Here is a 25,265-nt window from a genome sequence, read left to right as displayed (position 1 = left end):
AGCGGCTTTTTTAGTTGAGCTCACTTAACTGGATAGGCACGGTGGCATTGGCTAATAAAAAAGCTTCAATGGATGGACCAATTAAATAAAGCTCATGCATGGCGCGTGTTAAAGCAACGTAAAGGAGCTTACGGTCAATTTTTGTATCAAAATAAGGCGTATCAAAGGCAGCTACAATTACTGCATCAAATTCAAGCCCTTTTGCTAAATGGCTTGGCACAATAAGTAGCATGGCTTGGTTAATGGACTCTTGCTCTGTTAGAAGCTGGCAAGCAACGTCATTGTTTTGCAAAGTTTGATAGAGTGTCATTGCGTCAGCATTTGTTTTACAAATCACAGCGATTGATTGATGACCGTTAGCGCGAATGGCTTGCACAATATCCTGCATTTGCTGAGCGTGAAGTGAGGGTGTCTTCACAAATGTTGGCGTAGGGCCATGTCGTACAACAGGCTCCACTAATGGCAATGTTTCGTCCATTCGCATTAAAATTTGATTAGCGACCTCCATAATTTCAATCGTTGTACGATAGCTTTTTTGTAATGTACGGAAGCTAGCTCGTGGGAAAAGCTGTTGCACAGGCTCCCATGCAGTTAAAGAACGGTAGCTATGAATTCCTTGTGCTAAATCACCAACCATCGTGAACATATCTGTCTCTAAGCCTGCTTTTAAGGCAGCCAATTGAAATAGGCTGTAATCCTGTACTTCATCAATAAAAACAACACGCATTTTCCATGCATCATCAATCCCCTTTAACCGAGCCTGCAAATAATAGAGTGCAGCTAAATCCTCAAGTGTCCATTGTTCTTTCACATGTGCCTGTATAAATTGCTGCTGCTCGATATAATGCCAGTCGGGTGCAAACTCAGCTAGTAAGTCAGGGTTTGTCAAAAATGAACGATATAGTGTTTTTATATTGTGTTTAGTGAAGCGACGCATATAGGTAGTGACAGTGGCTTTTGCTTCTTTATCGATAGCAGGAATACGTTCATCACGTTCATCAATAACTTTTGTCACAAGACGCCGACGATTAACATCATCTCGAATACCATTCAATGCTTTACCAAGTGCATCATCGTATTTTTGATGCAGTTTGTTTAAAATGGCTTGCTTTTTTTGGCGTACATGGCTAGCTAGCACTTTTTTAATATGGGCTAGTCGTTTTTCGATGGGCATATAGGAAAATTCATGTAAAAATAATTTTTTTAAATGGGAGGCACGCATAATGCAGTATTTTTCAATATAGACATCTTCAAATTGAGCAGCAATATTGTGTTCAATTTTTTGAATGTAGCGTTCAATGATATCACGATAGTCAAGAGAGCCTTTCATCTCTGCTATCCATGTAGATTTGCCAGTCATAAAATCTTCTAGCTGGTCTGAAGGGCTTTGTAGCTTTATTTTTAATTTAGTAGCAGCTAATACATAGTCTGCAAATGTGGTTTGGCAAATTTTGTCGACACCTAGCTCGGGTAAAACGTCTCCAATATAGTCGATAAATAATTTATTCGGAGCTAAAATCATCAGTTGCTCAGGGTTGAAATGCTCACCCATCGTATAAAGGAAGTAGGAGATACGGTGTAGCGCAATCGTTGTTTTACCACTACCAGCAGCACCTTGTACAATAATCGGCTGACGGAGATGGGCACGAATAATCTCATTTTGCTCTTGCTGAATGGTCGAGACAATTTCAGTTAAACGAACATCAGCTTTACCCGCCAATGCCTCCTGTAACAATTCATCATTTGTCGTTAAATCAATGTCCCGAATAGCCAATAGCTGACCATCCTCGATTTTATACTGCCGTTTTGCAAAGAGATGGCCTTGATGAATTTCTCCACGGACATCATATTCCATATCACCGAGACGCCCATCATAATAGACATTGGCAACAGGTGAACGCCAATCAACAATAATTGGTTCATGTGTTTCACGATGGAATAAAGAGGTTTTTCCAATATAAAGGAGCTCTTTGGCTTCACCTGTTTTTTGAAAGTCAATACGTGCAAAATAAGGCTTTTTTTGCACAGCTTCTAAGCCTTCTTTTTGATTGCGTGCCATTTCAAAAAAACGAGCATTTGCGAGAATGTTCAAATAACTTAAACTGGAGTCTAAGTAATCAAGGTCGGCCATAGAGTGACGAATATTCTCTTGGGCAGATTGTAGATCTCGTTGGGATTCTTGTAGAATTTGCTGCATATAGCTTTTGGTATAAACTAATCTTTGCTCTTCAGCCTGAAAATCAGGATGTGTGGTCGTCATGCTTGCACCCCCTATGTATTAAATGGATATTCATCTTACTATATAAGGTAGCTGTCAGCAAGTAAAAGATAGAGATACTACAGGTATAATCGGCTAGTAAACAAGAATACGTTGATACTAGAAGGAGGTGGTTCGATTTATAATCGACAGGCTGCTGTGCAATATGCAAATTTATGGTGGAATCGGCGTAATCCAGCATTTCCGAGCTTTCAAGTGGATTGCACCAATTATATTTCTCAATGCTTATTAGCAGGGGGAGCACCAATGCGTGGAGCACCGAATCGAGAAAAGGGCTGGTGGCTACAGCGAGGCAATTGGAGCTTTAGCTGGTCTGTAGCTCATTCATTGCGCTGGTATTTGGAGGGTTCCACAACAGGCTTGAAGGGACGACGTGTTCAATATGCTGAGCAATTAGAGCTTGGTGATGTTATTTTTTATGATTTTCAAGGGGATGGGCGTATTGATCATTCTGTGATTGTGACGAGTATTCAAAACGGTATCCCTTATGTGAATGCACATACCTCTGACAGTATTAATCGCTCTTATTTATACGAAGATTCCACAGCTTACACACCGAATATGACCTATTTTTTCTATCATATTGATGATAGCTTTGCTTAGAAGATAGTTTCAAAGCATATTATTTTATGATATGGTGAAAGTAAATGCAATTGAAGGAGATTTTGGGTATGAGTGAACAAATAATGTCTATTCGTGATGCGATACGTGAGCGTCGTTCAATTAAACAATTTAATGGTCAACCAGTGGCACGTCAGGAGTTTATGGCGATTATTGATGATGCTGTTTGGGCTCCGAATCATGGTAACCGTGAACCTTGGCGTTTAGTGGTAGCATGTGAAGAACAGCTACCAGCATTACATGAATTATTGCGTGATTTAGCGATTCCTAAATGGCAGGAGCTATCAAGCGAAGCATTAGCAAAGCAAATGGAGAAATTCACATTAGCAGGTGCTTACGCTTTTGTCATTGTGCCAGAGGATGTGCGTCAAAAAGAGCGTTTAGAGGACTATGCTGCAGCTAGTATTTTTATTCAAAACATTCAATTGCTTGCGTGGGAAAAAGGGATTGGCTCATGCTGGAAAACACCAGCATTTTTAGATAATCCAAAATTCCGAGAAGCATTAAAGGTGCAGGCAGGCGAGCGTGTGATTGCTATGCTACAACTAGGACATTTTGATGAAACACCAAAAGGGAAAGAACGTAAAACAGCAGCGCAAATTGTGACTGGATTTGGTGAATAATAAAAATCCCCTCGTTTGGTAGCGAGGGGATTTGCATTTTTTAGCGCAGTTCAGCAACCTCATACAGATAGTCACCTAATACACGTAAGCCTTTATCGAAGTTTTCCAAGTGGAAATGTTCGTTTGGTGCATGGAAGTTTTCGCTAGATAAGCCGAAGCCCATTAACACAACAGGTAACTCTAAAATTTCGTCGAATGCCGCAACGATTGGAATAGAACCGCCACCACGTGTATAAGCAGTTGGTACTTCATACACTTTTTCATAAGAGCGTCCAGCAGCTTGAATAAATGGATGGTCAAACGGTGTTAAGAATGGACGTCCTTTATCGAATTCAGAGACAGTCACCTCAACGCCAACTGGCTTATGTTTTTCAATATGAGCTTTTAATAGTGCAACAATTTCATGTGGGTCTTGATTTGGTACAAGGCGACATGTAATTTTAGCGCCAGCCTCAGCAGGTAGCACCGTTTTAATGCCTTCACCTGAGAAGCCACCAAAAACGCCATTAATTTCTAATGTTGGACGTGCCCATGTTTGCTCTAGATAAGAATAGCCTGCTTCACCGAATAGCTCTTTCACGCCAACTTCTTCTTTAATAGAGTCTTCGTCAAAGCCAAGTGCTTGATAGGCTGCACGCTCCTCCTCAGATAAAGGTAATACTTTATCATAAAAGCCCTCTACTTGAATCGTACCATGCTCATCACGGAAAGAAGCCAAAATTTCTGTTAACGCATGGATAGCGTTTTGTACACCACCACCATAAAGACCAGAGTGTAAGTCACCCTTCGCTCCACGTACATCAATTTGCACACCTGTTAAACCACGCAAGCCATAGCATACAGCAGGTTTACCTGGAGCATAAAGACCTGTATCTGAAATTAAGATTAAATCAGCGGCTAATTTTTCTTTATTTTCTTCTACATAGGCAGGAAGATGTGGACTACCAATTTCCTCTTCACCCTCATAAATAAATTTCACGTTAACAGGAAGTGTACCCGTTGTAGCGAATAATGCCTCAATCATTTTTAAGTGCATAAATACTTGCCCTTTATCATCACTTGCACCACGAGCAAATAATTTATTATCACGAATCGTTGGATTGAACGGCTCGCTTTCCCATAAATTTAGCGGGTCAACAGGTTGTACATCATAGTGACCATAGAATAAAATCGTTGGCTTACCTTCTGCGTGTAACCAATCCGCATAAACGACAGGATGTCCTGCTGTTTGTGTAATTGAGATATTTTCTAAATTTAGCTTTTCAAAGGCATTCGCTAGCCATTTAGCAGCATTTTGGATGTCTTCTTTGTGCTCAGATAATGCACTAATACTTGGAATACGCAAAAATTCGTTTAATTCGTTTAAATGTTGCTCACGGTGTTCAGTGAAATACGCATCTAATTGCTGTAAGTTTGTCATAATAGAAGCCCTCTTTCGGATTATTTCGATAATAGAAATAGTATAGCACAACCCACTAGGAGAAACCTAAAATAAAGAGGCAATTTTAACCTTTTACAGCTTCAATTAAGAAATGAATTAATGAAAATTTTATGAGTCAATATCGATTTGAGGCTCGTCTAATTTATGAAAGGAGGGGCAATGAGTGAGAAATCTTGAAGCAGATTATTCAGAAGTTTCGGTAGATGTACTACTAAATCAACTGATGGTGGACTATGCAACTGATTTAAAAAGAATAGCTTTCTTATATATAAATGATCTGTCCGAATGCGAGGACATTATTCAAGAAGTCTATATATCCTGTTACCAAAAGTTATCTAGCTTCCGACATGAATGTAGCTATAAAACGTGGTTAATTCGTATTACTATCAATAAATGTAAGGATTATAAGAAACGTTGGAGTATAAAAAAGCTAATTTATACCCCCATTATTTCATCCATTTTCACAGCACCATCTGCAGAAGAACAATTTATTGATAAACAGACTTCACAAATTATGATAGAACAAATAGCCAAACTACCAACCAAATATAAAGATGTACTTATTCTTTATTATTATCAGCAATTGACTATGGCCGAAATAAGTGAAATTCTCGATGTAAATATGAATACGATTAAATCAAGATTACTTCGTGGCAAGAAAATCCTTCAAAATAAATTAGAAAGGAGTAATGCTAGTGGATAAGTTCGATCAACATGTAAAGGAAGAGGTACAAGGATACTTACATAAACATGTATACTTTTCTCATGAAGAAAGTGAGCAAATTCGGAGCAAAACAGCAAATACACGCTCAAGAAAAAAGTTTCAAGGTGTTTATTACACTGTTTTAGTTTCAGCAGTTGTTTTGTTTACCGTTCTAAGCATACCTGTTTTTAAAACGTTGAACTTTGATAACAACTCCGACACAGCTTACTTTGCTATTGGGGAAAATTCGATTAATGGAAAACACTTAGAAAAAGGTCAAGAAATGCTTTCAACTAAAGTAATAAACGAATTACAGCAATCGATTATTAATCACCCAGAAAAATATAAGCTACAGAAGGCTAGTTTGAATTACTGGTCAAAAAGTGGTGATGACAAAGATACCTATTCTTCAAAGGAAATTACCTTATCCTTAAGTTTTCAAAGTCAAAAAAATTCTTACTTCACCCAAGTGTTTGAAGGGGACATTGAACTTGAGAGTCAGTTTAAGGTACTAGAAAAAGTGGGTGATTGGCAGTTGATACCTGAAACACAAAAACCTAGCGATGAAAATAACTATGTCATCGCTGCTTTAGAACTATTAGTAAATCAAAAAAAATATACAATTATCGTTCAAACGTATGACATTCATGATGATTTTTATGCCAATCCTTATTCGAAAACAGAGCTTTTAGAGTTTATAGAATCTTTACAGCCAGAATTAGCAGTAAAGGCGTTATTAGCGAAAGACACCATGTTGTAGGCGAGTTTTTTTATTACTGAATGTCTCCTAAAAGTTTAGAACACCGCAATAGTTAGACACACCATCTAACAATTGGAGGTGTTTTTTATGTGCTTTCACAGCATTTGTGAACTAATCATGTAAGTAATTCCAAAGAGGCTAGATTTTAATCGGTATACGAAAATCCCTTTAAGTAACATGTTATTTATTTAAAGAGAAGCATCTCATAGCTTAATTTCCATTTTGGTCTTTTTTATTTGACTTCAATAAGGTAATTTTTTTATTGCCGTATAATAATATAAAGTAAAATATTGCTACGTCTATAAAAAAGTAAAGTATATTAAAATGTATTTGAGTAAAATTTTTTTGACTAAATAAAGAAAAGCCTGTTTGTAACTCCTTATCGCCTATGTATCTCACAAATTGAAAAGGTGCACCAAAATTATTAGATTCATATGATACTAGAAAGATGGATAATATAGTTATAACAATACTTCCCCACAATAACCCTTTCTTACTTTTGTTTTTCATTTTTAACCTCCAATTTAAAATTTAGTATATATTGATTATAATAACATAAAAGATAAAATATTTCCTTTTTTTATAAAATAATATTGTGTAATTATTTGATTTACTGTAATATTTTAAATGGAATTTAAATCAAGTGAAGGAAGTGGATTGGAAAATAAAAAAACCATTATTAGTAGTATTAACATCATTTTCAGTATTTAGTTGCGCTTTTTCATCTAGCGCTAATGCACAAGAGCCTGTTAAACAAGATGTAGTATCGAATGTTGAAAGAGAATTTAGAGAAATTCAACAAAAGTATAGTATTGAAGAAGTAGATATAAATAGGATTCCTAAAGAACAACAAATTTTGAAGTTTGATTCTATAGAAGACTTTGAAGAGTTTGTTAAAGAACTACAAATGGTGGAAGATGAAGAAGTGGTAATACCGTCTCATTTTGTGCAACAATCTCAAGTTCAGCCTTTTGCCACAACAGATTATTATAGCGATTCTGCGAAGATGGATTGGTATTCTCCCTTCACAGGATGGGGCATGACGTCTTTGGTACAATTTAAACAAATAACTTTTGATTACAAATATTATTACTTAGGTAAAGTGAAGCGTTTTAAAGCAGGAAGTATAACTAATATTAGCTCTGATATTTATGGAGTAAGTGCTTGGTCATGGTCACAAACAAAAGCTAAAGGAACAATTGGTGGAACGCTTAACCAAGCTTCTGTTGAAATAGAAGCAGATGGCTTTTACACACTTGGTGTATCTATAAATGGATTCACTATTGGAGCAAAACTTCCAGGAACTATTACAAGAACATACTATTTAGAATAATTAGAGAGAAAATCTAATTACCCAATCAATTTTTACAGGTTATGTACATCCAAGGAAATATTCAGCTGCATTAATGAAGAAATCTGCGGAGTCTTTTTTTATAAAACACATCCAGACTATGATGATATTTTGAACTTATCTAAACGAATACGTGCTAAGGAAATGATTTATTTTCTATAAAAAAGGGTTAATCCAAAGAAACCTAGCATCGTCGAAATGACGTTTATACACTAGGTTTCTCATTTTTGATAGGGGAGATTTATTCCAGCACTAAGTCTCTCTTTTTTCTGTATGCCCGTAAAAGAAGCCCAATCCCTAAATATAACAACGTCGTAACAATACCTGCTGTCGGGGAAACGAAAAATTCTTTGCCCTGTGCAATTTGAATATAGCCCTCTAGCATTAAAGGATTGATCAGGGCATCCTCTGTTGCATGCATAATGACGAGTGGCCAAATGCTTTTCGTCAGTAAATAAATTTCTGTATACATAATCGTCCAAATAATCATTGTCATTATACCAATGATAGCGAAGCTCAACCGATTGACAGGTAGCACATTGGCAATATCAGTAGCAGGCAAAAATACTAAAAAATAAGGAAGATGCCATGCTCCCCATACACCACCGACTGTCATATACAGCCAAAAATCATTCAATTTTAACTGAAGCAATTTACTTGTCAAATAACCCCGCCAAACAGATTCTTCAAAAATATTTTTAATGAATTGTAGAAAGAAGCTACTAGCAAAAGCAGATGCAACAGCATACATATTAAAATGTGAAAAATCCATCCAGCCTGTTAGATAACTAAATAAAAGAAGAATAGCTGTTGTAATAGGGTATATAAGGAATGCTACAATATACCATTTCCCATTGCCTTTTAAATGAAAGGCTAACCCTGTGTCATGCCATCCATCTCCTGCAAATGTTCGTAAAAGGATAGTGGCTAATAAAGGGAGCACTAACCATAGCCCCATACCAAGTGTATTGCCTTTAGGTTGATTGGGTATGAATTGATCAACGAGTACGCCTAGCCACCCACATAGTAAGACAATCACAATAAAAATGATGATATTTTGAGTTGTTCGCAATGTTCATCTACCTCCTTATTTTTTTAATATGGCAATAATCCATTGTGCATCTGGGCGAGGGGCTTCAGGGTGTAGCGCAATATACTGAGCGATACCTTGAAGTGCGTTCCAAAATGCTATGGCTAATGCCTCTGGGTTTCCTTGTCTTATTTCACCTATCTGCTGTCCTTCTTCAATTAATGGAATGCTTTTTTCCATTAATTTATCTGCCTCTGACAGCATTTCTTTAATATCTGTGGACATAGCCTCTAAATGATGGGCATTTTCCATTAGCACAAACATTTTAGCAGCGAAGGGATTTGTGCTAATTAGCTGAAAGATATCTTGTGCTAGTATTTCAAAAGCTGTTAATGGTGAGGTATCAGGGAAGCTCATCTCCATTTTTAGCTTTTCACTGCCAATTTGAATAAGTACTTTATACAAAGCCTCCTTTGATTCAAAGTAGTGGAAAAGCAGCCCCATGCTCATATTGGCTGCCTTCGCAATATCTGCAATCTTTGTTTCCCCATAGCCTTTTCGTATAAATAAATCTAAAGCGGATTGTAAAATCAACAATCTGCGTTGTTCCTTTTGCTCTTGTCTGCTTACCATATTGTGCACGCCTTTCATTAAAAAAATATTCATTGAAATAATATTCAACGTAAATAGGGATATTCCTTCTAGATAAGCAAAAAAGTTGTATAATTTTGTGTGTTGCTTATAATAAGTAAGTGTTATATTTTAAAAATAGGAAAGAAGGATTCCAGATGTCAGCTACACAAACAGTGGTTTCACAAGTTATGCAGGCTAGAAAGTCTGTTCGTAAATATAAAGAAGGTATCACAATTCCACAGGAGCAATTACAGACATTATTGCAACAGGCGATTACTGCGCCATCATCAAGCAATATGCAGCCTTGGCGCTTTATTGTGATTACAGATCAAGAAGTGAAAAAGGAATTACGTCCAATTGCGAATAATCAAGAGCAGGTGGAAACATCTTCAGCGATTATTGCCATTCTTGGGGATATGAAAATGTATCAACGTGCACAGGAAATTTATGATGCTAATGCGGAACAAGGGTTAATGACACGAGAAGTAGCGGATGCTATGATTAAAAATTCACATGCTTTGTATGGCAATTTACCCGAAGAAGTAATTAAAAACATCGTTCATTTTGATGCAGGTCTTGTATCAATGCAAATTATGCTATTAGCAAAAGAGATGGGCTATGATACAGTGCCAATGGGTGGCTTCGATAAAGCGAAGTTTGCGGAGAAATTTAATTTACCAAAAAACGAAGTACCAATTTTGCTGATTGCTATTGGTGAAGCAGCTACACCTGCATATGGTTCATCACGTTTACCATTAGAGCATATTGTACGTTACATTTAATGAAAAAAGGTCTAGGTTCGACAACATACGAACCTAGACCTTTTTATTATTGAGCTGTATAGCCACCGTCGATTAATAATGTTGTACCGTTAACAAAGCTTGCATCATCACTTGCTAGGAATAAGACAGCTTTTGCTACTTCTTCTGGTTTACCTAAACGACCTTGTGGATGTAGGGAAGCTAATTGCTCTTTCATAGCAGGATCAGATCCACTAAGTAGAGGTGTGTCAATATAGCCAGGGCATACAGCATTCACACGGATACCTTGTTTTGCATATGTTGTGCACAATGTTTGTGTTAACAGCTTCACGCCACCTTTTGCCGCAGCATAAGACGTTGTATATGGCAATGCCACGAAGCTATGAATGGAGCCAGCGTTGACGATTGTGCCACCTGTACCTTGTTTAAGGAATTGCTCAATAGCATATTTATCAGAAAGGAATACACCTGATAAATTGATATCAATCACCTTTTTCCAGCCTTCATATGTTAATTCATGTGCAGGAGTAGCATCACCGACACCTGCATTAGCATACATAATATCTAATTTGCCATATTTAGCAACAGTTTCTGCAATAAGGTTTTTTGTACCTTCATCACTTGTTACATCTACTTTGACAAAAAGTGCATCAAAGCCATTGCTGTTTAATTCCTCTGCTAATGCTTGACCACGTTCTGAGAAATCCGCAATCACGACTTTCGCGCCTTCCTCCGCAAATAAACGAACTGTTGCCTCACCAATACCACTTGCGCCACCTGTGACAATGGCCACTTTGTCTTGAAGTTTCATCTTGAATAACCACCTTTTATAATGATTGAGCTGTTAAACCCTTTACTAGTTGTATAATTGACTTGAAAAATCAATTATATTCAAGCTTATTACTGATATTTTACTACTTGGGTTTTTAAATACTATCCTACAAGCTAATGTATAATAATATAGAAAGATTCCTTTACTTGTAGGGGAGTTGAAAGAGGAGGTGTGTTGATGAGCCAGCCATATGAGGAAGTAACATTCCGTGAGTTTGTATTATTTGTGAAAGTGTATCATAAGCAATTGAAGGAAAATAGTAGCATTTATTTGAATTTAGAGCTATCAGTTTCTGAGCTTGATAGAGTAAAGATAGTGATATTACTGGATTCCTTTATAGCCTTGATGCATCAGACAGATATTGACACACTCCAAAAGGAATATAAGGAGTATTTGGAAATATGGTTACAGTCACAATTGGCGGTCATGGATCATAAGACATTACATTTATTTCAACTTGTGTTTGAAAAAGCTTTATTCTGTTTAATGGTACAGCAAAAAAACAAGCACTTAAATATGATGATGTCCTTTATGTTTATGATTTTCACATACCTTGTACAAATTTATGAAAAATATGAGGAAATACCACAGAAGACATTCTCGCAGGATATGCAAAGGTTAGACCAATTGAATCAATTATTAATCCGTTCATCAGGTCACAAGGATTTAGCTTATATTTTGAAAGAATGTGAAGCCTATTTTCATTATAAAAGATGTGTTTTTTATGCATACATACCATGGTCAAATCATTTTTATGGCGTGGTTGGTGCTGAGTTATCCAAGGTACAGAGCATGAAGGGGGAGTTAACCTCTCGAAGCTTTATTTTAAACTCGAGGCAACCAGTGTATTTAAAAAATCCAAAAAACTACATTAAAGAGGAGCATATTATTTTATTCAATTTATCCTCTGTTATTTTTATTCCTGTTGTTTATGAGGATCAATTATTTGGTTGGTTAACATTTGATCAAATGGGTGAGGTGTTTGACTACGCAAAAGATGAGTTACTTGTGCTTGAGCAAGTAGGGCAGCGAATAGGCTTATTCTTGGCAAGGAAAGATGAATCGACAGAGGAAAAGTCTACGCTACATTTAACAGAAAGAGAATCCATGATTTTGAATTTATTAGCGGAGGGCTATGATAATAAAAAAATAGGGAGCTTGCTGTTTTTAAGTGAACATACGGTGAGGGACTATATCAGTAGCTTAATGACAAAGCTACGAGCGAAAAATCGTACACAAGTGGTAGCTGCTGCTTTTCGGCTAGGCCTGCTTTCGTAACAAACATAACGAATATTACAAGCAATCACATCTAAACTTACACGATTGTAATAAATTTGAAAGCCAATACGATGGAGTGTAATCTAATATTTTGCGAAAATGTGTATAGAAGCAAGAACAAGAAGCGGAGGAATACACATGGATGTAAAATTAGAAGGCGTATACGAGGAATACAATCGTTATATTTATCACTTATGTTTAAAATTAACACGTAATACAGCAGAGGCAGAAGATTTAATGCAAGAAGTTTGGGTAAAAGTTGTACGCTATGAAGACAATGTGGCGGAAGTTGAACACATTAAAGCATGGTTAACAACGATTACAATGAATACATTTAGAGATCGGTACCGTAAAACTGTACGACGCAGTAAATATATGATGCACCAACCTGAAACATTAGACGTACCAATTTTAGATTTGGTTCCCAATAATGAGATTTCAACAGAAGAAAAAATTGAAAAAGAATTGATGACTAAATTAGTGCAAGATAAAATGGCACAATTAGATGCTATTTATCGTAAAACATTATGGTATTTCTACATAGACCAATATTCACTAGCTGAAATTTCAACGTTGATGAAAGTGTCGATTGGTACGGTGAAGTCCCGTTTATTCCGTGCAAAAGCGCGTTTAAAAGAAATTTTATTGTCTGATAAATCTGTGGTAGATGCTGTGTTACCAGCATAAGCGTCAATAATTGGTCGCTAGCATCATTACCTAGACAGAGGTAATTCAGCGGTTCAATAGAAAAAAACTATATCACGCTTGTCTACAGTCTGAAATCTCTCATTTTTATTATAGGTGAGGGATTTTTAGCTTACTTGATATAGGCGCGCATTAACAGTTGCTAGTGCAGAGTAGCCATACTGGACAGGTTCCCAATGCTAATAAGCTAGTAATTAAAGGAGTGACAAACAAAGGTGTCTATGTTCCTACTTGCAAAAATACTTGGCAGCCTTGGATTTGTATTGATGTTAATCAAAATTTTATTTTTTAAAGCAGAGAAGAAAAAAGATGATAAGTATGTAATTTACACAATGCTTCTAATTATTATTTCTGTTAACATTACCATCTGGGTTATTGCAGCAGCGAATTCTTAAAAGAAGAAAGGTGGATTCGTTTTCGCACATCCCACATTCATTGTAGAAGAAAAAAGACTACATCGCTTTGGAATAGGCGATGTAGTCTTTTTATGTTTGGTTTGGGTCGAGTAGACATTTAGCAAAAATATCACGTAGCATTTGTACCTCTTCAGCACTTAGCATACCAAATAATGTATTAATAATATCATTAACCTGTTGATGAGATTGCTTTAATGCACGTTCGCCTTCTTCGGTAATAATGAGTTGTGAAGCTCGTTTATCAGTAGCATGCTGTGTCTTTTCAATAAAGCCACCATTAATCAGTTTGCTTGTTAGGACAGTGACACCACCAGTTGTAACTTTTAGGCGGTCAGCAATGGCAGAAGGGCGCTTTGGACCCTCCTGCGATAAAAAGTCTAATATTAAAATGTGGGATTTAGAAAAACCGAGTGCATTCTGATTATTCCACTCATTTGCCCATTTACGCTCAATAGAAGATACAACTTCAAATAAAGAGCGAATGGCTTGTTCTTTTTCGTTCTCCATAGCAAGTCATCTCCAACGCTGTTTTAGCTTTCTTGTGCCAATTTTGTCATAGCATTTAGCTCGTAAGCTCGTACTTTACGAGGAATAAAACGGCGAATGTCCATTTCATTGTAGCCGACTTGAATACGTTTTTCATCGACCAAAATAGGGCTACGTAACATTCTTGGATGTGCTTGGATGATATTAAATAATTCCTGAATGGACAGTTGCTCAATATCTACATTTAAGTTTTTAAAATCATTTGAGTTTGTTGCGATAATTTCATCTGTGCCATCTTCTGTCATGCTGAGGATTTCTTTAAATTCAGCTAATGTTAATGGCTGTGATGTAATACGTTTTTCTTTGTAATCAATACTGTGGTCTTTTAACCATTTTAATGCTTTTCTGGATGAAGAACAGCTCGCTTGTGAGTAAATTGTAACTGTCATTCTTCATTCCCCGCTTTCTGTTTATATTTTATAAATAGCTTATTAGTAAGTTAATTTGTTTATATTTATATCTTACTAGTAAGATATAAATAAATCAATAGTTAATTGAAAAATATTCAATATTACTATGATATTTTCTTGTACATTAAAATATACGCAAAAAAGAGCAGAAAGTTTCAATAATCTAGCTTACAATGATGTAATAAAGCGAACCTTTTGTTAGTAGAAGAAACATAGCCTAATGACTATTGTATGAAGGAGAGTCTACATTTATACATAAAAAACAGCTCTGCCTATAGGCAAAGCTGCTTTATCAGTTAATTTTGTTGTCCAGATGTGAACCAATCTTGGACATTCCAAACTTTTGTTGCTAGACCTTCATAGAAATCAGGTTCATGGCTAACGAGTACGATTGTGCCTTTGAATTCTTTCATTGCACGTTTTAGTTCTTCTTTCGCATCGATATCTAAATGGTTTGTCGGCTCGTCAAAAACAAGCCAATTTGCTTCTTCCATCATTAATTTACATAGACGAACCTTCGCCTGCTCACCACCTGATAGTGAATTTAATGGGCGTGTAATATGCTCTGTTTTTAAACCAGCACGTGCTAATGCTGCACGAACTTGCGCTTGCTCCATAGAAGGGAAGGCATTCCATACGTCATCGATTGGTGTAATTTTATCAGCCTTGACCTCTTGTTCAAAGTAAGAAGGGTAAAGGTAGTCACCACGTATTACATCACCAGCTAACGGATTAATTTTGCCAAGCATCGTTTTTAATAATGTCGATTTCCCAATACCATTCATGCCAACTAAAGCGATTTTTTCACCACGTTCAATAGCAAATGTCAGTGGGGGTAGTAAAGGCTTCTCTTTATCATAGCCAATGACAAGATTTTCAGCTTCTACAACATAGCGGCTGGAAGAACGAGCTTCTTTAAAGCCGAATTCAGGTTTTACAGCCGTTTCAGGGCGATCGATACGCTCTAAACGATCAAGCTGCTTGGCACGTGATTTTGCACGACCAGTTGTTGAATAACGGGCTTTATTTTTAGCGATAAAGTCCTCTTGTTTTTTTATAAATTCTTGCTGTTTTTCATATGCATCAATATGCTGGCGTTTGTTAATTTCAGCAAGCTCAATAAACTTCTCATAAGTTGCTGTATAACGTGTTAGTTTTGAAAATTCCAAGTGGAAAATCACATCAACAGTATTATTCATAAATTCTGTATCATGTGAAATTAATAAAAAGGCATATGGATAATTTTTTAAATAGTTTTTCAGCCATGTTATATGCTCTTCATCGAGATAGTTTGTTGGCTCGTCCAGCAATAGCACTTTTGGTTTTTCTAATAGTAGCTTCGCCAATAAAACCTTTGTACGTTGTCCACCAGAAAGTGCTGCCACATCACGGTCTAAGCCAATTGCATCCAAGCCAAGTCCTCGTCCAACTTCTTCAATTTTCATATCAAGTGAATAAAAATCGCCAGCATCTAATGCATCCTGCACTTCCGCCATTTGCTCTAATAACACCTCAAGCTCCTCAGGTGTAGCGTCCGCCATTTTACCTGTAATGTCATTTAATTCGGCTTCTTTTTGATACAAAGGTAGAAAAGCATCACGTAACACATCACGCATGGTGCGCCCAGCTGTTAGCACAGTATGTTGATCTAAATAGCCATAATGTGTATTAGGTAACCATTCCACTTTACCTGTATCATGAATGGCTTGACCTGTAAGAATGCTCATTAATGTGGATTTTCCCACACCGTTTGCGCCAACTAAGCCGATATGGTCGCCTTCTACTAAACGAAAAGATACGTCTTTAAAAAGGGTGCGATCCCCAAAGGAATGACCTAAATTTTCAACTGTTAAAATTGCCATAATTGTTCCTCCAAATAGATAGTAGCATTAGCCTATGAACATTTTTACAGCTTGGCTAATTGTTTATTTAATGCAGCTAGCTGTGCCTCCATGTTGGCTAGACGTTGTTCCGCCTTTGCTACTTGATCGTTATGTCCTGTCGATTCTAATTTTTCAATATCACCCTGTAAGTTGATATAGTCCATTTTTAGCTCTTTAATTTGATATTCAATATCGCTTTTCGTTGACACCTCAGTCACTCCTTTCTTCGTTTTATGACGTGTAAAAGCGATGAGGCTTTGAGTACCTCACCGCTACATAGTTAAAATGAAAGTTGAATCGTTTATATTGTATCACAGAATGAGGAGATAGAAGCGATATTATGTCTGCCATTGGCAAAATCTAATAGCATTTCAACGAGTGCCTCATTATTAGAAGCAAGTTGTAGTTGACGTTGTTTTTTTATCGCGCGTTCACTGCGAGCTTCATGTAATAATAATTCCATTACTGCATTTTGAATTTGTGATTGTTTCATTTTACGACCAAGTCCAAGATGAATAAAGCCATTATGTTCACGAGGGAAAGCATGTAGTAACTCTGCCTCTGTTTGGGCAAGTGTAATACAAGGTACACCATAGGAGGCAATTTTATATGGTGTATAATTGGCATTACAAATAATAATATCTGCCTTTGGTAATAGTGTTAAAAGGGCATTTGGTTTGCGCACAATCGCTGTATGTCGACGACTTAACACCATAATTTGCAAATCGTCAATCGCATGCTGATACTGGTCGTCAATGACAAGCGTAATTTGTAGCGGGATTTGTAGCTGTGTTAGATGACGTAGTGTACGGTAGGTTAAATTGTGTTCGTCACCATCTTCAAAGGCAACGACAATATGTGGTGGATTTTCGTTTGTCTTTTCTTCATATGTGAGCTGTTGATAGGCTGTTGGAAGTGCAAAGGCGAAGTTGCCACCCATATAATGAGCTGGCAAATACTCTGTCACCTCTTGATGAAGTGCTAGTAATACATAGTCGCAAACTTGTCCACCATCACCAAAATCATCAAAATGGACAATCGTTTGGCAAAATGGTCGTAGTAGCTCAACTTGCCAACTCTCTGAATTATGACCATCTCGAATGATTAAGTCAGGCTGTATTTTTTTTATATGTTTTGGTAGTTCATCAAAATGATCGAATATAATTGGCGACAGTTTGTCCTGCATGAAAACAGCAAGATGATCGTTTGTGTGTGTTTTAACGAAAATAAAAATTTCCTCGTTCATCAATAATTGTGCCAATGTAGCAACTCTTTCAAAAGGATAGAGTCCTTTATTGATGCAGTCTTCTACTATAAAGACAATCTTTTTTTTCATTTGTCCTGTTTGAATTTCATTTTGCAAGTATATCCCATCCTTTCATCTGTCTCTTTACATTATGGTGTGAGTATTGGAAGTATGTATAAAAAGAAGAAAGTGACGAATCGAATGTGTAGAAGACTAAGAAATGAGCCGATGCAATGAATAAAGAGTGAGCCATACTATCATAGATTTTGAGGGAAGAGAGTGAGTCATTATGGGAATGCGTGCTGCCATTGTTGTAGGTGCTACAGGATTAGTAGGTACTTCACTTGTGAAACAACTGTGTGAAAATGAGGAATATGTGTCTGTGACAGTGATTACAAGAAGAAAGCTAGCTTATACAAATCCTAAACTAATCGTAAAAATTCGAGCATTCGATATGTTAGAGGAAAGGGATTTTGAGTTTGCCCATGAGTTATATTGTTGCTTAGGTACAACAATGAAAAAAGCAGGCTCACGAGAGATTTTTGAGAAAGTAGATTTTGAATATCCATTAACAATAGCCTCATTAGCGAAAAAACGAGGAATTCCACATCTACTAGTCATCACAGCGATGGGGGCTAATGAAGGTTCATCCTTTTACTACAATCGAGTGAAAGGCAAATTAGAGCATGATTTAATCGAGCTGGGTTTACCACGGTTATCCATTATACGTCCATCTTTGTTACTAGGCGAGCGAGATGAATTTCGATTAGGTGAAAAAGTGGGTGAAAAGATTTTCGGGATATTAAAGCCTTTATTTGTAGGGCCTTTAAAGCGTGCACGTGCTATCGAGGCTTCACAGGTAGCAAAGGCAATGATTGTTATCGCCTTATATGAAAAATCGCAACCTGTTTATATTTATTCTTCACAGCAATTAGCGAAATTGGATTATCCAGAGATACAAGCAGAAGCAATTTCACGTGAACAAGTATTTAATTGGGAGAAGCACAAATTGTCAGATGCCATAGATGAAGAAGGGCGAGTAAATCGAGACGTAGTTATTAATCGTGATAAATTTAAAATAGAGCAAGAGAATGTTCCGCCTAAAGACTGAATTATCGGGACAGTTCTTTTCGCCCAGCATTGTATTTGCTACAATCGGTGGTAGAAGATAAATGTTGGAGGCAAAAATGATGAAAATTTTACTAGTAGATGGCACGATGTTTGGCTTGAAAACAGGTGCTATTCTAAAACAAGTAGCGCAATACATTCAAGAGCTTAATGCAAGCTATGATATAGAATTGATGTGCTTTAAAGATTATCAGCACCAAATTGTAGATGGTTCACCATTAAACGAAGATATGAAGAAGATGATTCAGCAATTTGAGGAAGCAGATGCATATATTATTGCAACGCCTATTTTTCAAGCATCCATTCCAGGTGTTTTGAAAAACGCCTTTGATTTCCTACATCCTAAAACGATGCGCTATAAACCAGTATCGATTGTGGCAAATGGTGGAACATATCAGCATCATTTAGTAGTGGAGAATCAATTAAAGCCAATTTTAGATTATTTCCGTGCCCTTGTCACACCAAACTACGTCTATACACATACGTCTCATTTTGATGACAACAACAATATTGTGGATGAAGATGTACATCAACGTTTGCGTGAATTAGCCCGTGTTTTCGAACAATACTGTGAAATGAGCAAAACATTACCAAAAGAAACGCTTGATCAGCACTAATAATATATTTACAAAGGGGGAGATGTCTCAATGGGGCAGCTCCTTTTACTATGTTGTGACAACTGATAGAGCTTTCAAATGCAATATGATAAAATAATACTTTAGCAAAAGAGAAGGAGGGATGTTCATGCGAGACGTTACCTTACTAGAAAAACAGCGCTGTAGCCTTATTTTAACGAATAAAGCAAAGGAAGCAGTAGAGGAATGCTCGGCGAATGAGCATGCCTTTTTTGCGTTACAAAATGCATTTATGGTTTACATCGAAAAGCGTAAGGCCAAAACGGTTGGTGAGACCTTTTTATCCATTTATTTTAATGCAGAGCACAATAAGAAATTAACAGATGTGCTTGCTGGAAAAACAGTCATCATAGATTGCGTTCTAAAGCTGGAAGGTTTATTGGCAACAAATATTCGCTTTGTCCATATGCACAGCTCAATTCAAACTAATCGGCGTTTACCCGCAGCGCTGCAATTTATTACAAGACCAAATAATGGGGCAGGCATCCCACTGGATTTACATACGAAAATTCGAGAGCTGCCGATTGCCGAAGAACGCACGGAGTATGTGAAAAAGCGTATCGCTAGTTGGGAAGGCTATTTAAAAATCCAAGAGCGTGATGCGACGATTGATGATATTCAGAGTGAGTTCAAGCAAAGCTATTGGAATGAGGATTTTACACGTCTAACACTCGTTTGCCCTTATATTAAGTCGAAAGAATGGAAACAGCTTGAAGGGCTTAGCGCTAGCATACAAGGCATTCGTGGTGAAGTTGGGCAAGTATTAAAGGCGAGTGCCAATAAGCAAACAGTGGAAATTGACGTCAAGCCATTTATTCAAGATATGGCACGTAAAGACCAGCTTCATTTACGTTCAAAGCAAGTGAGCTTTAGTAATTTTGCTACATTAAGTCAAATTCGACGCTTGCGCAATGGCTTTACGAAATTAGAAAAAGGTGAGGCAGTTAATCCGCAATTAGAAACGATTCTTTTTGAAAAACGCCCGACCGTCAAAGCGACAAAGCTACCAACAGATATAGAATTTCATAACCCGTTGAATGACTATCAACGACGTGCGGTGCTAGGAGCGATGTCTGTTGAGGATTTATATGTCATTCAAGGTCCACCTGGCACAGGAAAAACAACAGTCATCTCTGAAATTTGTCAACAAAACGTAAAAGCAGGCTTAAAAACACTTGTTGCTTCTCAATCAAATTTAGCTGTTGATAATGCTTTAGGGCGACTGCTATCCAATCAAGAAATTCGTATTTTACGCTATGGTCGAACGGAAAGCATTGAGGAAGAGGGCAAAAAATTTATTGAAGAAAATGTAGCATTGCATTGGCGTGAGCAAACATTAGCAGCAGTTGAAACAGAACGAGCAGCCTTCCATGAACGAGAGCAAGAGGTTAAAGCAAGTATTCGTCAAAAGCAGGACGAGCTTCAAAAATTAGAGGCATGGTTAAGTGAGCTAGCTGAAGAAATAGCGGCAAAAGAGCAGGCTGCTATTGATGAGCCCATCCTACAACAGGAAATTCAAGCGTTGAAAAAAGAGCTTAAGGCAACAAAAGCGGAACAGCAAGTATTGGAGATACAAAGGGAGCAGGATGAAAAGCAGTTGACACAGCTTGAACCTGTCGTGCAAGAGCTAGAGCATATTCTAGCTACAAATCCACCTATTGAGCAATTGCAGCAAACTATCGAGCATGAAGAACAACGAATAGCTCATTTAGAAGCGGCTGTTCAATATAAGGAGCTAGCAGAGCAAAAGCAAGGGCTGGCATTAAGCTTTCAAAGCATTCAAACTCAATATGAGGAAGAAAATCAACGTCTCCAACTATTAAAAGATGCTCAAATATATATCAAAACGTTAACGTCCTATGACCGCCTCCAACGCTTTTTACAGCATTATGGCATTCGTCCCACACATGTGCTACTCCAACAAATAAATCGTCTTCAACATTTAGAGGATGCGAAAGATTTAGAAGCATGGGCGACGATTAATACACGTCTCCAACAAGCAATTACGAAATTAGAGACGCTCGTTTCACAGGAGGAAGCTGCACAGGCTTTGGCTAAAAGTAAGCTACAGCCTGTCCAATTATTTTCCTTACAAAACTTAACAGGTGTTTTTGCGGAGCTGAATGCAGCCTTTCAAGATGGTCAGCCATCTACTACACAGGTAGTCAGTTATTTACTAGGGCTTTATATGCGACGTGATTTTGTCTGGCAAAAAGGCGCTACATTACAGCAGCAACAAGCATATAAAGAACAAGAATTTCAGGCTTTGCAGCAAAATATGAGCCATTTTGTCAATCAAGAATGTGCTATTACGAGCTTTGAGGTACAACGTCTACACAATCAATTACAGCCATATTTCCAGCATACTGAGCGTTTACAGCAATTAGCAGATACTTTTGCATTAGCTACTGTACCAGAAGAATCTGTAGAGCGCTTGAAAATGTTAGTAGGAGAAAGTCAGGTTGCTAAACAGTCAGCACAGCAGCAAATGGAGGCTGTCAAGCAAGCGAATATTCAGCTTCAACCGAAAAAAATAGCGCTGCAAGCTGTACAAAGTAGTTTGCAGGAGCTAGAGCAACAGCTTTTACAACTGGAGGAGCGTTTGAAGGATATTAATGTTGCAGGGTTAAAGAAGGAAAAACAGCTTGCTATTTATACAAAGCTGTTACAATCTACACCAGAGCGTACATTTGAGGAAGTAGCAGAGAGTATTCAAAGTACAAAAATGGCAGTGGAGGAATTGACACGGAAAGAGCGACAATTGCCCTTACGTCAAAAATTGCAGGAGCAATGGCGAGATAAATTGCTTGGAGCAACTGAATATGATTTAGATGAAATTCGTAAATTATATGTCCGTCATGCCAATGTGATTGGGACAACTTGCGTGGCTTCAGCAAGCAAGGAATTTATGGAAAACTACCCGACATTTGATGTTGTCATTATTGATGAGGTATCCAAGGCGACACCGCCAGAGTTATTGTTGCCAATGCTGAAGGGGAAGAAAATTATTTTAGTAGGGGATCATCATCAATTACCGCCATTACTTGGTGATGATACATTGGAAGAAACGTTAAAGGCGATGCTTGACGAAAATCCAAATTTTGATGGGGCACAAGAGTTGAAAAATTTATTGCGGGAGTCGCTGTTTGAGCGCCTCTTTAATAATTTGCCTGCTACACATAAACAAATGCTAGCATTGCAATATCGAATGCATGAAAAGATTATGAACAGTATTACACCATTTTATGCACAAGAGGAAAACGGCTTACAATGTGGCTTAATAGACTCCGATACAGTGCGTGACCATCGTTTAGAAGGACAATTTGTCAACCGTGATGATCATTTAATGTGGATTGATATTCCGAGTGAGAAGCCTTATTTAGAGGAGCAAGTAAAAGGTGGGACGAGCCGTTATAATGAGGGTGAACTTCAAACGATTCGTCGTATTTTAGTGGATTTAAATGCTAGTGTGATGGCAGCAAAAGCGGCTGGGCATATGCCACAAGATGCACAAAAAAGCGTAGGTGTTATTAGCTTTTATGGGGAACAAGTAAAGCGTATTAATCGACTGCTTCAGCAAGAATTGCAATTACCACATTTACAGTTTAGAACAGGGACTGTTGATAAGTTTCAGGGAATGGAAATGGACGTGATTTTAGTCAGTATGGTGCGGAATACACCTAAAGGCGGGGATATTGGCTTTGCAAGAGATTACCGCCGCCTCAATGTGGCTCTATCACGTGCAAGGGAGTTGCTGATGTTGATTGGTAGTGCAGAGATGTTTACACAGCGTGCTAAACATGCCGATACACGAGATATGTATAGTCAATTATTAGCAACAGTAAAATCGTATAATGGTCTACGAAACCATGAAGGACAGGTGATAGATGATGTCAAAGCTACAGCAACGATTAATGCGTGAGTTGCAACAAAATCGTGCCATTCAAATTGTCCATACAGATGAATGGTCTATTCCTATTCGTACTGTGGATGTAACATATAAGCCTGTCCAACGTTCAACGATGGATGTGTTGATGACAATGCTGTTAGTGAGTATGCAGGAAATAGATTTTAGTACACCACAGGAATTTAGCGAACTATTGCTTGTTGATGTACTATTTATAGAAGATTTAATCACCATTATGAAAAGGGCTGGCTTGATTGACCAACAAGAGAGCGTTTATCAGCTAACAGTGAAAGGACAACAGCAGCTAGCACAAGGTGTTTTTGAAGAAGAGCTGGATGAAGAAGTGGCTACTTTATTTTTTAGCCCATGTCATCATGCATTTTTGAAGGTGGACGAGGGACGAACGGAAGATTATGATGAATTGCCAGAGCTGTACAGATACTTGGATAAAGAGGCAGAGCAGCAGTTCGAGGATAGCCAATTAATAGAAGCATTACAACAGGATGAAGAAGCTACAGCGAGCTCTCAAAAAGTGATAGCCCAAATTGTACAAGCTGAGGCGAAGCAAATTAATGACAGCCCTTGTCTAGAATTTGTTCTTTATGACAAGGAGCAGGATATTTTGTATGCACGTATTTGGAATGTGCTGTTACATCAATGGGATCATGTATTGGAACAACAGTTAACAGCAAAAGAACAATTACAATGGCGTGAACGCTATAAATAAGGTAGGGCACAGTGTAGGCATGAACATCTAAACTGTGCCTTTTCTATTAAAAATAGAATGGTTCGTTCTGTTGATGTCCTGTGTAGGTAGCTATGTTATGATTAGCTATAAATGACTATGGAGGGATGAATATGTTACAACATCGTACATTAAAGTTAGCAGCAAAGAGCATGCTTATTGGTTCAATGTTATTTGCTCCATTAGTATATACACCTGAAATCATGAAAGTTGAGGCTGCTACAGTCATTGGGAATTATAATGATTTTGATACAACAGCGCATTGGGCACAGGATATGAAATGGGCGATCAACCATGGATTAATTAGTGGTTATGCAAATCAAAAGCATCCTACCACACCGTCATTAGGCATTGGTAATTGGATTAATCCCTATGGTAATTTAACAGAATATCAACTATTGGCAATTCTATTACGTTATAAAGATAAAGCAAGCTATGATAAAGAAAAGCTAGCATTGCAGCATGAAACAGCTTCTAATTATGCGTATATTGAATATTATTTGGCAAAGCAATATGGCATTATGACAAAGGGCTCTGTGACAAATACAAAGCCTGCCTCTGAAACAGTGACACGTGGGCAAATGGCACAAGCACTGGCATCCATGTATTATGGACGAGCAGTTACGTTACAGCAAGCAGTGAATTTTATGTATGACAATGGTTTATCAACAGGTGTAAATCCAGCAAAAGGACATACATTTGAAAACTTTGGTGCGGATACGAAGCTGACAAGGGCGCATATTGTGACATTTTTAAGCCGTTACGACCAAAAAGCAGGACAGATAGCCAAAGATGTACAACAGGTTGATGCAGTCTCTGCCTATGAACAGGAAGTTGTCACATTAGTAAATGCTGAACGTAAGAAAGCGGGTTTAACAGCTCTACAAATAGATGATAAATTAATGGCTACTGCCCGTGCAAAATCAAAAAATATGCAAGCTGAAAATTATTTTGATCATACAAGCCCAACATTAGGCACAGCATTTGATCAAATAAAGGCAGCTGGTATTACATACACGTATGCTGGTGAAAATATTGCACAAGGTCAAAAAACACCACAGGAAGTTGTGGAAGCATGGATGAATTCAGAGGGACATCGAAAAAATATCCTGAATGCTAATTTCTCACATATTGGTGTTGGCTATGAGGCACAAGGTCATTATTGGACACAGCAGTTTATTAAAAAATAATAAAATACTAGAATCGGCGCTATGTTAGAAAACAGCGTCGATTTTTTCTTTTGTGGTATAGTAAGGTAACAATCAATTACCATGGGGCTTGTATTCCTCCCTGTAGAGGAAGGCTTCTACTGAACTAAGATAAATAAAGGAGT

Annotated in this window: 25 protein-coding genes; 14 read left to right on the top strand and 11 right to left on the bottom strand. The window is 37.5% G+C overall.

Translation table 11 applies throughout. The features are described 5' to 3' along the window. Window positions 1–10: 10 nt before the first annotated feature. Complete coding sequence (gene helD, locus OPF91_RS05855; protein ID WP_264987756.1) at window positions 11–2,260, bottom strand: RNA polymerase recycling motor HelD; 2,250 nt, start codon at window positions 2,258–2,260, stop codon at window positions 11–13. A 111-nt stretch (window positions 2,261–2,371) separates the two neighbouring features. Between helD and OPF91_RS05850 the strand changes: the two genes are divergently transcribed. Together OPF91_RS05850 and OPF91_RS05845 are read left to right on the top strand one after the other, a co-directional pair. Continuing rightward, window positions 2,372–2,881, top strand: a complete 510-nt coding sequence (locus tag OPF91_RS05850) for an amidase domain-containing protein (RefSeq protein WP_264987755.1) — start codon at window positions 2,372–2,374, stop codon at window positions 2,879–2,881. A 68-nt stretch (window positions 2,882–2,949) separates the two neighbouring features. Then, window positions 2,950–3,522, top strand: a complete 573-nt coding sequence (locus OPF91_RS05845; RefSeq protein WP_264987754.1) for a nitroreductase family protein — start codon at window positions 2,950–2,952, stop codon at window positions 3,520–3,522. Between the two features lie 40 nt (window positions 3,523–3,562). Here OPF91_RS05845 and OPF91_RS05840 read toward each other — a convergent pair whose 3' ends face one another. Continuing rightward, complete coding sequence (locus OPF91_RS05840) at window positions 3,563–4,942, bottom strand: dipeptidase (protein ID WP_264987753.1); 1,380 nt, start codon at window positions 4,940–4,942, stop codon at window positions 3,563–3,565. 184 nt (window positions 4,943–5,126) lie between these two features. Between OPF91_RS05840 and OPF91_RS05835 the strand changes: the two genes are divergently transcribed. Then, complete coding sequence (locus OPF91_RS05835; RefSeq protein WP_264987752.1) at window positions 5,127–5,666, top strand: sigma-70 family RNA polymerase sigma factor; 540 nt, start codon at window positions 5,127–5,129, stop codon at window positions 5,664–5,666. Beyond that, the gene (locus OPF91_RS05830; protein ID WP_264987751.1) at window positions 5,659–6,426 is read left to right on the top strand and encodes a hypothetical protein; all 768 of its coding nucleotides are present in this window, start codon (window positions 5,659–5,661) and stop codon (window positions 6,424–6,426) included. The genes OPF91_RS05835 and OPF91_RS05830 overlap by 8 nt, the downstream gene beginning before the upstream one ends. A gap of 210 nt (window positions 6,427–6,636) precedes the next feature. On the opposite strand, the gene OPF91_RS05825 is transcribed toward OPF91_RS05830, so the two are convergent. Further along, window positions 6,637–6,936 (bottom strand): hypothetical protein, encoded by a 300-nt coding sequence (locus tag OPF91_RS05825; protein ID WP_264987750.1) that lies wholly within the window; start codon window positions 6,934–6,936, stop codon window positions 6,637–6,639. Window positions 6,937–7,069: 133 nt separating this feature from the next. Here OPF91_RS05825 and OPF91_RS05820 point away from each other — a divergent pair, with 133 nt between their 5' ends. Then, entirely contained in the window at window positions 7,070–7,759 is a 690-nt protein-coding gene (locus OPF91_RS05820; protein ID WP_264987749.1) for a hypothetical protein, read from the top strand. Between the two features lie 259 nt (window positions 7,760–8,018). On the opposite strand, the gene OPF91_RS05815 is transcribed toward OPF91_RS05820, so the two are convergent. Both OPF91_RS05815 and OPF91_RS05810 read right to left on the bottom strand, forming a co-directional pair. After that, window positions 8,019–8,849: a CPBP family intramembrane glutamic endopeptidase gene (locus tag OPF91_RS05815; protein ID WP_264987748.1), complete on the bottom strand. Its 831-nt coding sequence runs from the start codon at window positions 8,847–8,849 to the stop codon at window positions 8,019–8,021. Window positions 8,850–8,864: 15 nt separating this feature from the next. Then, window positions 8,865–9,440 carry a TetR/AcrR family transcriptional regulator gene (locus OPF91_RS05810; RefSeq protein WP_264987747.1) on the bottom strand — a complete coding sequence of 192 codons (576 nt, stop codon included), beginning with the start codon at window positions 9,438–9,440 and terminating at the stop codon, window positions 8,865–8,867. A gap of 155 nt (window positions 9,441–9,595) precedes the next feature. On the opposite strand from OPF91_RS05810, the gene OPF91_RS05805 reads away from it, so the two are divergent. After that, window positions 9,596–10,222: a nitroreductase family protein gene (locus tag OPF91_RS05805; RefSeq protein ID WP_264987746.1), complete on the top strand. Its 627-nt coding sequence runs from the start codon at window positions 9,596–9,598 to the stop codon at window positions 10,220–10,222. A gap of 46 nt (window positions 10,223–10,268) precedes the next feature. Here the strand turns inward: OPF91_RS05805 and OPF91_RS05800 are convergent, their stop codons facing one another. Then, a complete protein-coding gene (locus OPF91_RS05800; RefSeq protein WP_264987745.1) occupies window positions 10,269–11,012 on the bottom strand; it encodes an SDR family NAD(P)-dependent oxidoreductase in 744 nt (247 codons plus the stop codon). 198 nt (window positions 11,013–11,210) lie between these two features. Here OPF91_RS05800 and OPF91_RS05795 point away from each other — a divergent pair, with 198 nt between their 5' ends. From OPF91_RS05795 to OPF91_RS05785, 3 genes are all read left to right on the top strand, one after another. After that, on the top strand, window positions 11,211–12,311 hold the full coding sequence (locus OPF91_RS05795) for a LuxR C-terminal-related transcriptional regulator (RefSeq protein WP_264987744.1): 1,101 nt from the start codon (window positions 11,211–11,213) through the stop codon (window positions 12,309–12,311). A 138-nt stretch (window positions 12,312–12,449) separates the two neighbouring features. After that, window positions 12,450–12,998: an RNA polymerase sigma factor gene (locus OPF91_RS05790; protein WP_264987743.1), complete on the top strand. Its 549-nt coding sequence runs from the start codon at window positions 12,450–12,452 to the stop codon at window positions 12,996–12,998. 233 nt (window positions 12,999–13,231) lie between these two features. After that, complete coding sequence (locus tag OPF91_RS05785; RefSeq protein ID WP_264987742.1) at window positions 13,232–13,411, top strand: hypothetical protein; 180 nt, start codon at window positions 13,232–13,234, stop codon at window positions 13,409–13,411. A 90-nt stretch (window positions 13,412–13,501) separates the two neighbouring features. Here the strand turns inward: OPF91_RS05785 and OPF91_RS05780 are convergent, their stop codons facing one another. From OPF91_RS05780 to OPF91_RS05760, 5 genes are all read right to left on the bottom strand, one after another. After that, a complete protein-coding gene (locus tag OPF91_RS05780; RefSeq protein WP_264987741.1) occupies window positions 13,502–13,939 on the bottom strand; it encodes a MarR family winged helix-turn-helix transcriptional regulator in 438 nt (145 codons plus the stop codon). A 23-nt stretch (window positions 13,940–13,962) separates the two neighbouring features. Next, a complete protein-coding gene (gene spx, locus OPF91_RS05775; RefSeq protein WP_264987740.1) occupies window positions 13,963–14,367 on the bottom strand; it encodes a transcriptional regulator Spx in 405 nt (134 codons plus the stop codon). Window positions 14,368–14,684: 317 nt separating this feature from the next. Beyond that, complete coding sequence (locus OPF91_RS05770; protein WP_264987739.1) at window positions 14,685–16,250, bottom strand: ABC-F family ATP-binding cassette domain-containing protein; 1,566 nt, start codon at window positions 16,248–16,250, stop codon at window positions 14,685–14,687. A gap of 44 nt (window positions 16,251–16,294) precedes the next feature. Next, complete coding sequence (locus OPF91_RS05765) at window positions 16,295–16,480, bottom strand: SE1832 family protein (RefSeq protein WP_264987738.1); 186 nt, start codon at window positions 16,478–16,480, stop codon at window positions 16,295–16,297. A gap of 92 nt (window positions 16,481–16,572) precedes the next feature. Then, window positions 16,573–17,634, bottom strand: coding sequence for a PseG/SpsG family protein (locus tag OPF91_RS05760; protein ID WP_264987737.1), 1,062 nt, complete (start codon window positions 17,632–17,634; stop codon window positions 16,573–16,575). A 172-nt stretch (window positions 17,635–17,806) separates the two neighbouring features. On the opposite strand from OPF91_RS05760, the gene OPF91_RS05755 reads away from it, so the two are divergent. From OPF91_RS05755 to OPF91_RS19135, 5 genes are all read left to right on the top strand, one after another. Continuing rightward, window positions 17,807–18,628, top strand: coding sequence for an NAD-dependent epimerase/dehydratase family protein (locus OPF91_RS05755; protein ID WP_264987736.1), 822 nt, complete (start codon window positions 17,807–17,809; stop codon window positions 18,626–18,628). Between the two features lie 79 nt (window positions 18,629–18,707). Beyond that, window positions 18,708–19,262 (top strand): NADPH-dependent FMN reductase, encoded by a 555-nt coding sequence (locus tag OPF91_RS05750; protein WP_264987735.1) that lies wholly within the window; start codon window positions 18,708–18,710, stop codon window positions 19,260–19,262. A 127-nt stretch (window positions 19,263–19,389) separates the two neighbouring features. After that, window positions 19,390–23,202 (top strand): DEAD/DEAH box helicase, encoded by a 3,813-nt coding sequence (locus OPF91_RS05745; protein ID WP_264987734.1) that lies wholly within the window; start codon window positions 19,390–19,392, stop codon window positions 23,200–23,202. Next, window positions 23,171–23,914 (top strand): hypothetical protein, encoded by a 744-nt coding sequence (locus OPF91_RS05740; RefSeq protein ID WP_264987733.1) that lies wholly within the window; start codon window positions 23,171–23,173, stop codon window positions 23,912–23,914. The genes OPF91_RS05745 and OPF91_RS05740 overlap by 32 nt, the downstream gene beginning before the upstream one ends. A 131-nt stretch (window positions 23,915–24,045) precedes the next feature. Beyond that, window positions 24,046–25,122, top strand: coding sequence for a CAP domain-containing protein (locus OPF91_RS19135; RefSeq protein ID WP_264987732.1), 1,077 nt, complete (start codon window positions 24,046–24,048; stop codon window positions 25,120–25,122). The last annotated feature ends 143 nt before the right edge of the window (window positions 25,123–25,265 follow it).

The sequence above is a fragment of the Lysinibacillus piscis genome (genome assembly GCF_026012395.1).
GTDB classification, from domain to species: domain Bacteria; phylum Bacillota; class Bacilli; order Bacillales_A; family Planococcaceae; genus Lysinibacillus; species Lysinibacillus piscis.
The sequence above is the reverse complement of the archived record's forward strand: the minus strand, read 5'-3'. Positions and strand labels throughout refer to the sequence as shown.

Excerpts from the sequence above, each read along its gene's own strand:
- OPF91_RS19135 (WP_264987732.1), top strand. The coding sequence starts at position 24,046 with ATGTTACAACATCGTACATTAAAGTTAGCAGCAAAGAGCATGCTTATT.
- OPF91_RS05810 (WP_264987747.1), bottom strand. The coding sequence starts at position 9,440 with ATGGTAAGCAGACAAGAGCAAAAGGAACAACGCAGATTGTTGATTTTA.
- OPF91_RS05770 (WP_264987739.1), bottom strand. The coding sequence starts at position 16,250 with ATGGCAATTTTAACAGTTGAAAATTTAGGTCATTCCTTTGGGGATCGC.
- OPF91_RS05780 (WP_264987741.1), bottom strand. The coding sequence starts at position 13,939 with ATGGAGAACGAAAAAGAACAAGCCATTCGCTCTTTATTTGAAGTTGTA.
- spx (WP_264987740.1), bottom strand. The coding sequence starts at position 14,367 with ATGACAGTTACAATTTACTCACAAGCGAGCTGTTCTTCATCCAGAAAA.
- helD (WP_264987756.1), bottom strand. The coding sequence starts at position 2,260 with ATGACGACCACACATCCTGATTTTCAGGCTGAAGAGCAAAGATTAGTT.
- OPF91_RS05795 (WP_264987744.1), top strand. The coding sequence starts at position 11,211 with ATGAGCCAGCCATATGAGGAAGTAACATTCCGTGAGTTTGTATTATTT.
- OPF91_RS05755 (WP_264987736.1), top strand. The coding sequence starts at position 17,807 with ATGGGAATGCGTGCTGCCATTGTTGTAGGTGCTACAGGATTAGTAGGT.
- OPF91_RS05805 (WP_264987746.1), top strand. The coding sequence starts at position 9,596 with ATGTCAGCTACACAAACAGTGGTTTCACAAGTTATGCAGGCTAGAAAG.
- OPF91_RS05825 (WP_264987750.1), bottom strand. The coding sequence starts at position 6,936 with ATGAAAAACAAAAGTAAGAAAGGGTTATTGTGGGGAAGTATTGTTATA.
- OPF91_RS05840 (WP_264987753.1), bottom strand. The coding sequence starts at position 4,942 with ATGACAAACTTACAGCAATTAGATGCGTATTTCACTGAACACCGTGAG.
- OPF91_RS05750 (WP_264987735.1), top strand. The coding sequence starts at position 18,708 with ATGAAAATTTTACTAGTAGATGGCACGATGTTTGGCTTGAAAACAGGT.
- OPF91_RS05800 (WP_264987745.1), bottom strand. The coding sequence starts at position 11,012 with ATGAAACTTCAAGACAAAGTGGCCATTGTCACAGGTGGCGCAAGTGGT.
- OPF91_RS05745 (WP_264987734.1), top strand. The coding sequence starts at position 19,390 with ATGCGAGACGTTACCTTACTAGAAAAACAGCGCTGTAGCCTTATTTTA.
- OPF91_RS05740 (WP_264987733.1), top strand. The coding sequence starts at position 23,171 with ATGTCAAAGCTACAGCAACGATTAATGCGTGAGTTGCAACAAAATCGT.
- OPF91_RS05845 (WP_264987754.1), top strand. The coding sequence starts at position 2,950 with ATGAGTGAACAAATAATGTCTATTCGTGATGCGATACGTGAGCGTCGT.
- OPF91_RS05790 (WP_264987743.1), top strand. The coding sequence starts at position 12,450 with ATGGATGTAAAATTAGAAGGCGTATACGAGGAATACAATCGTTATATT.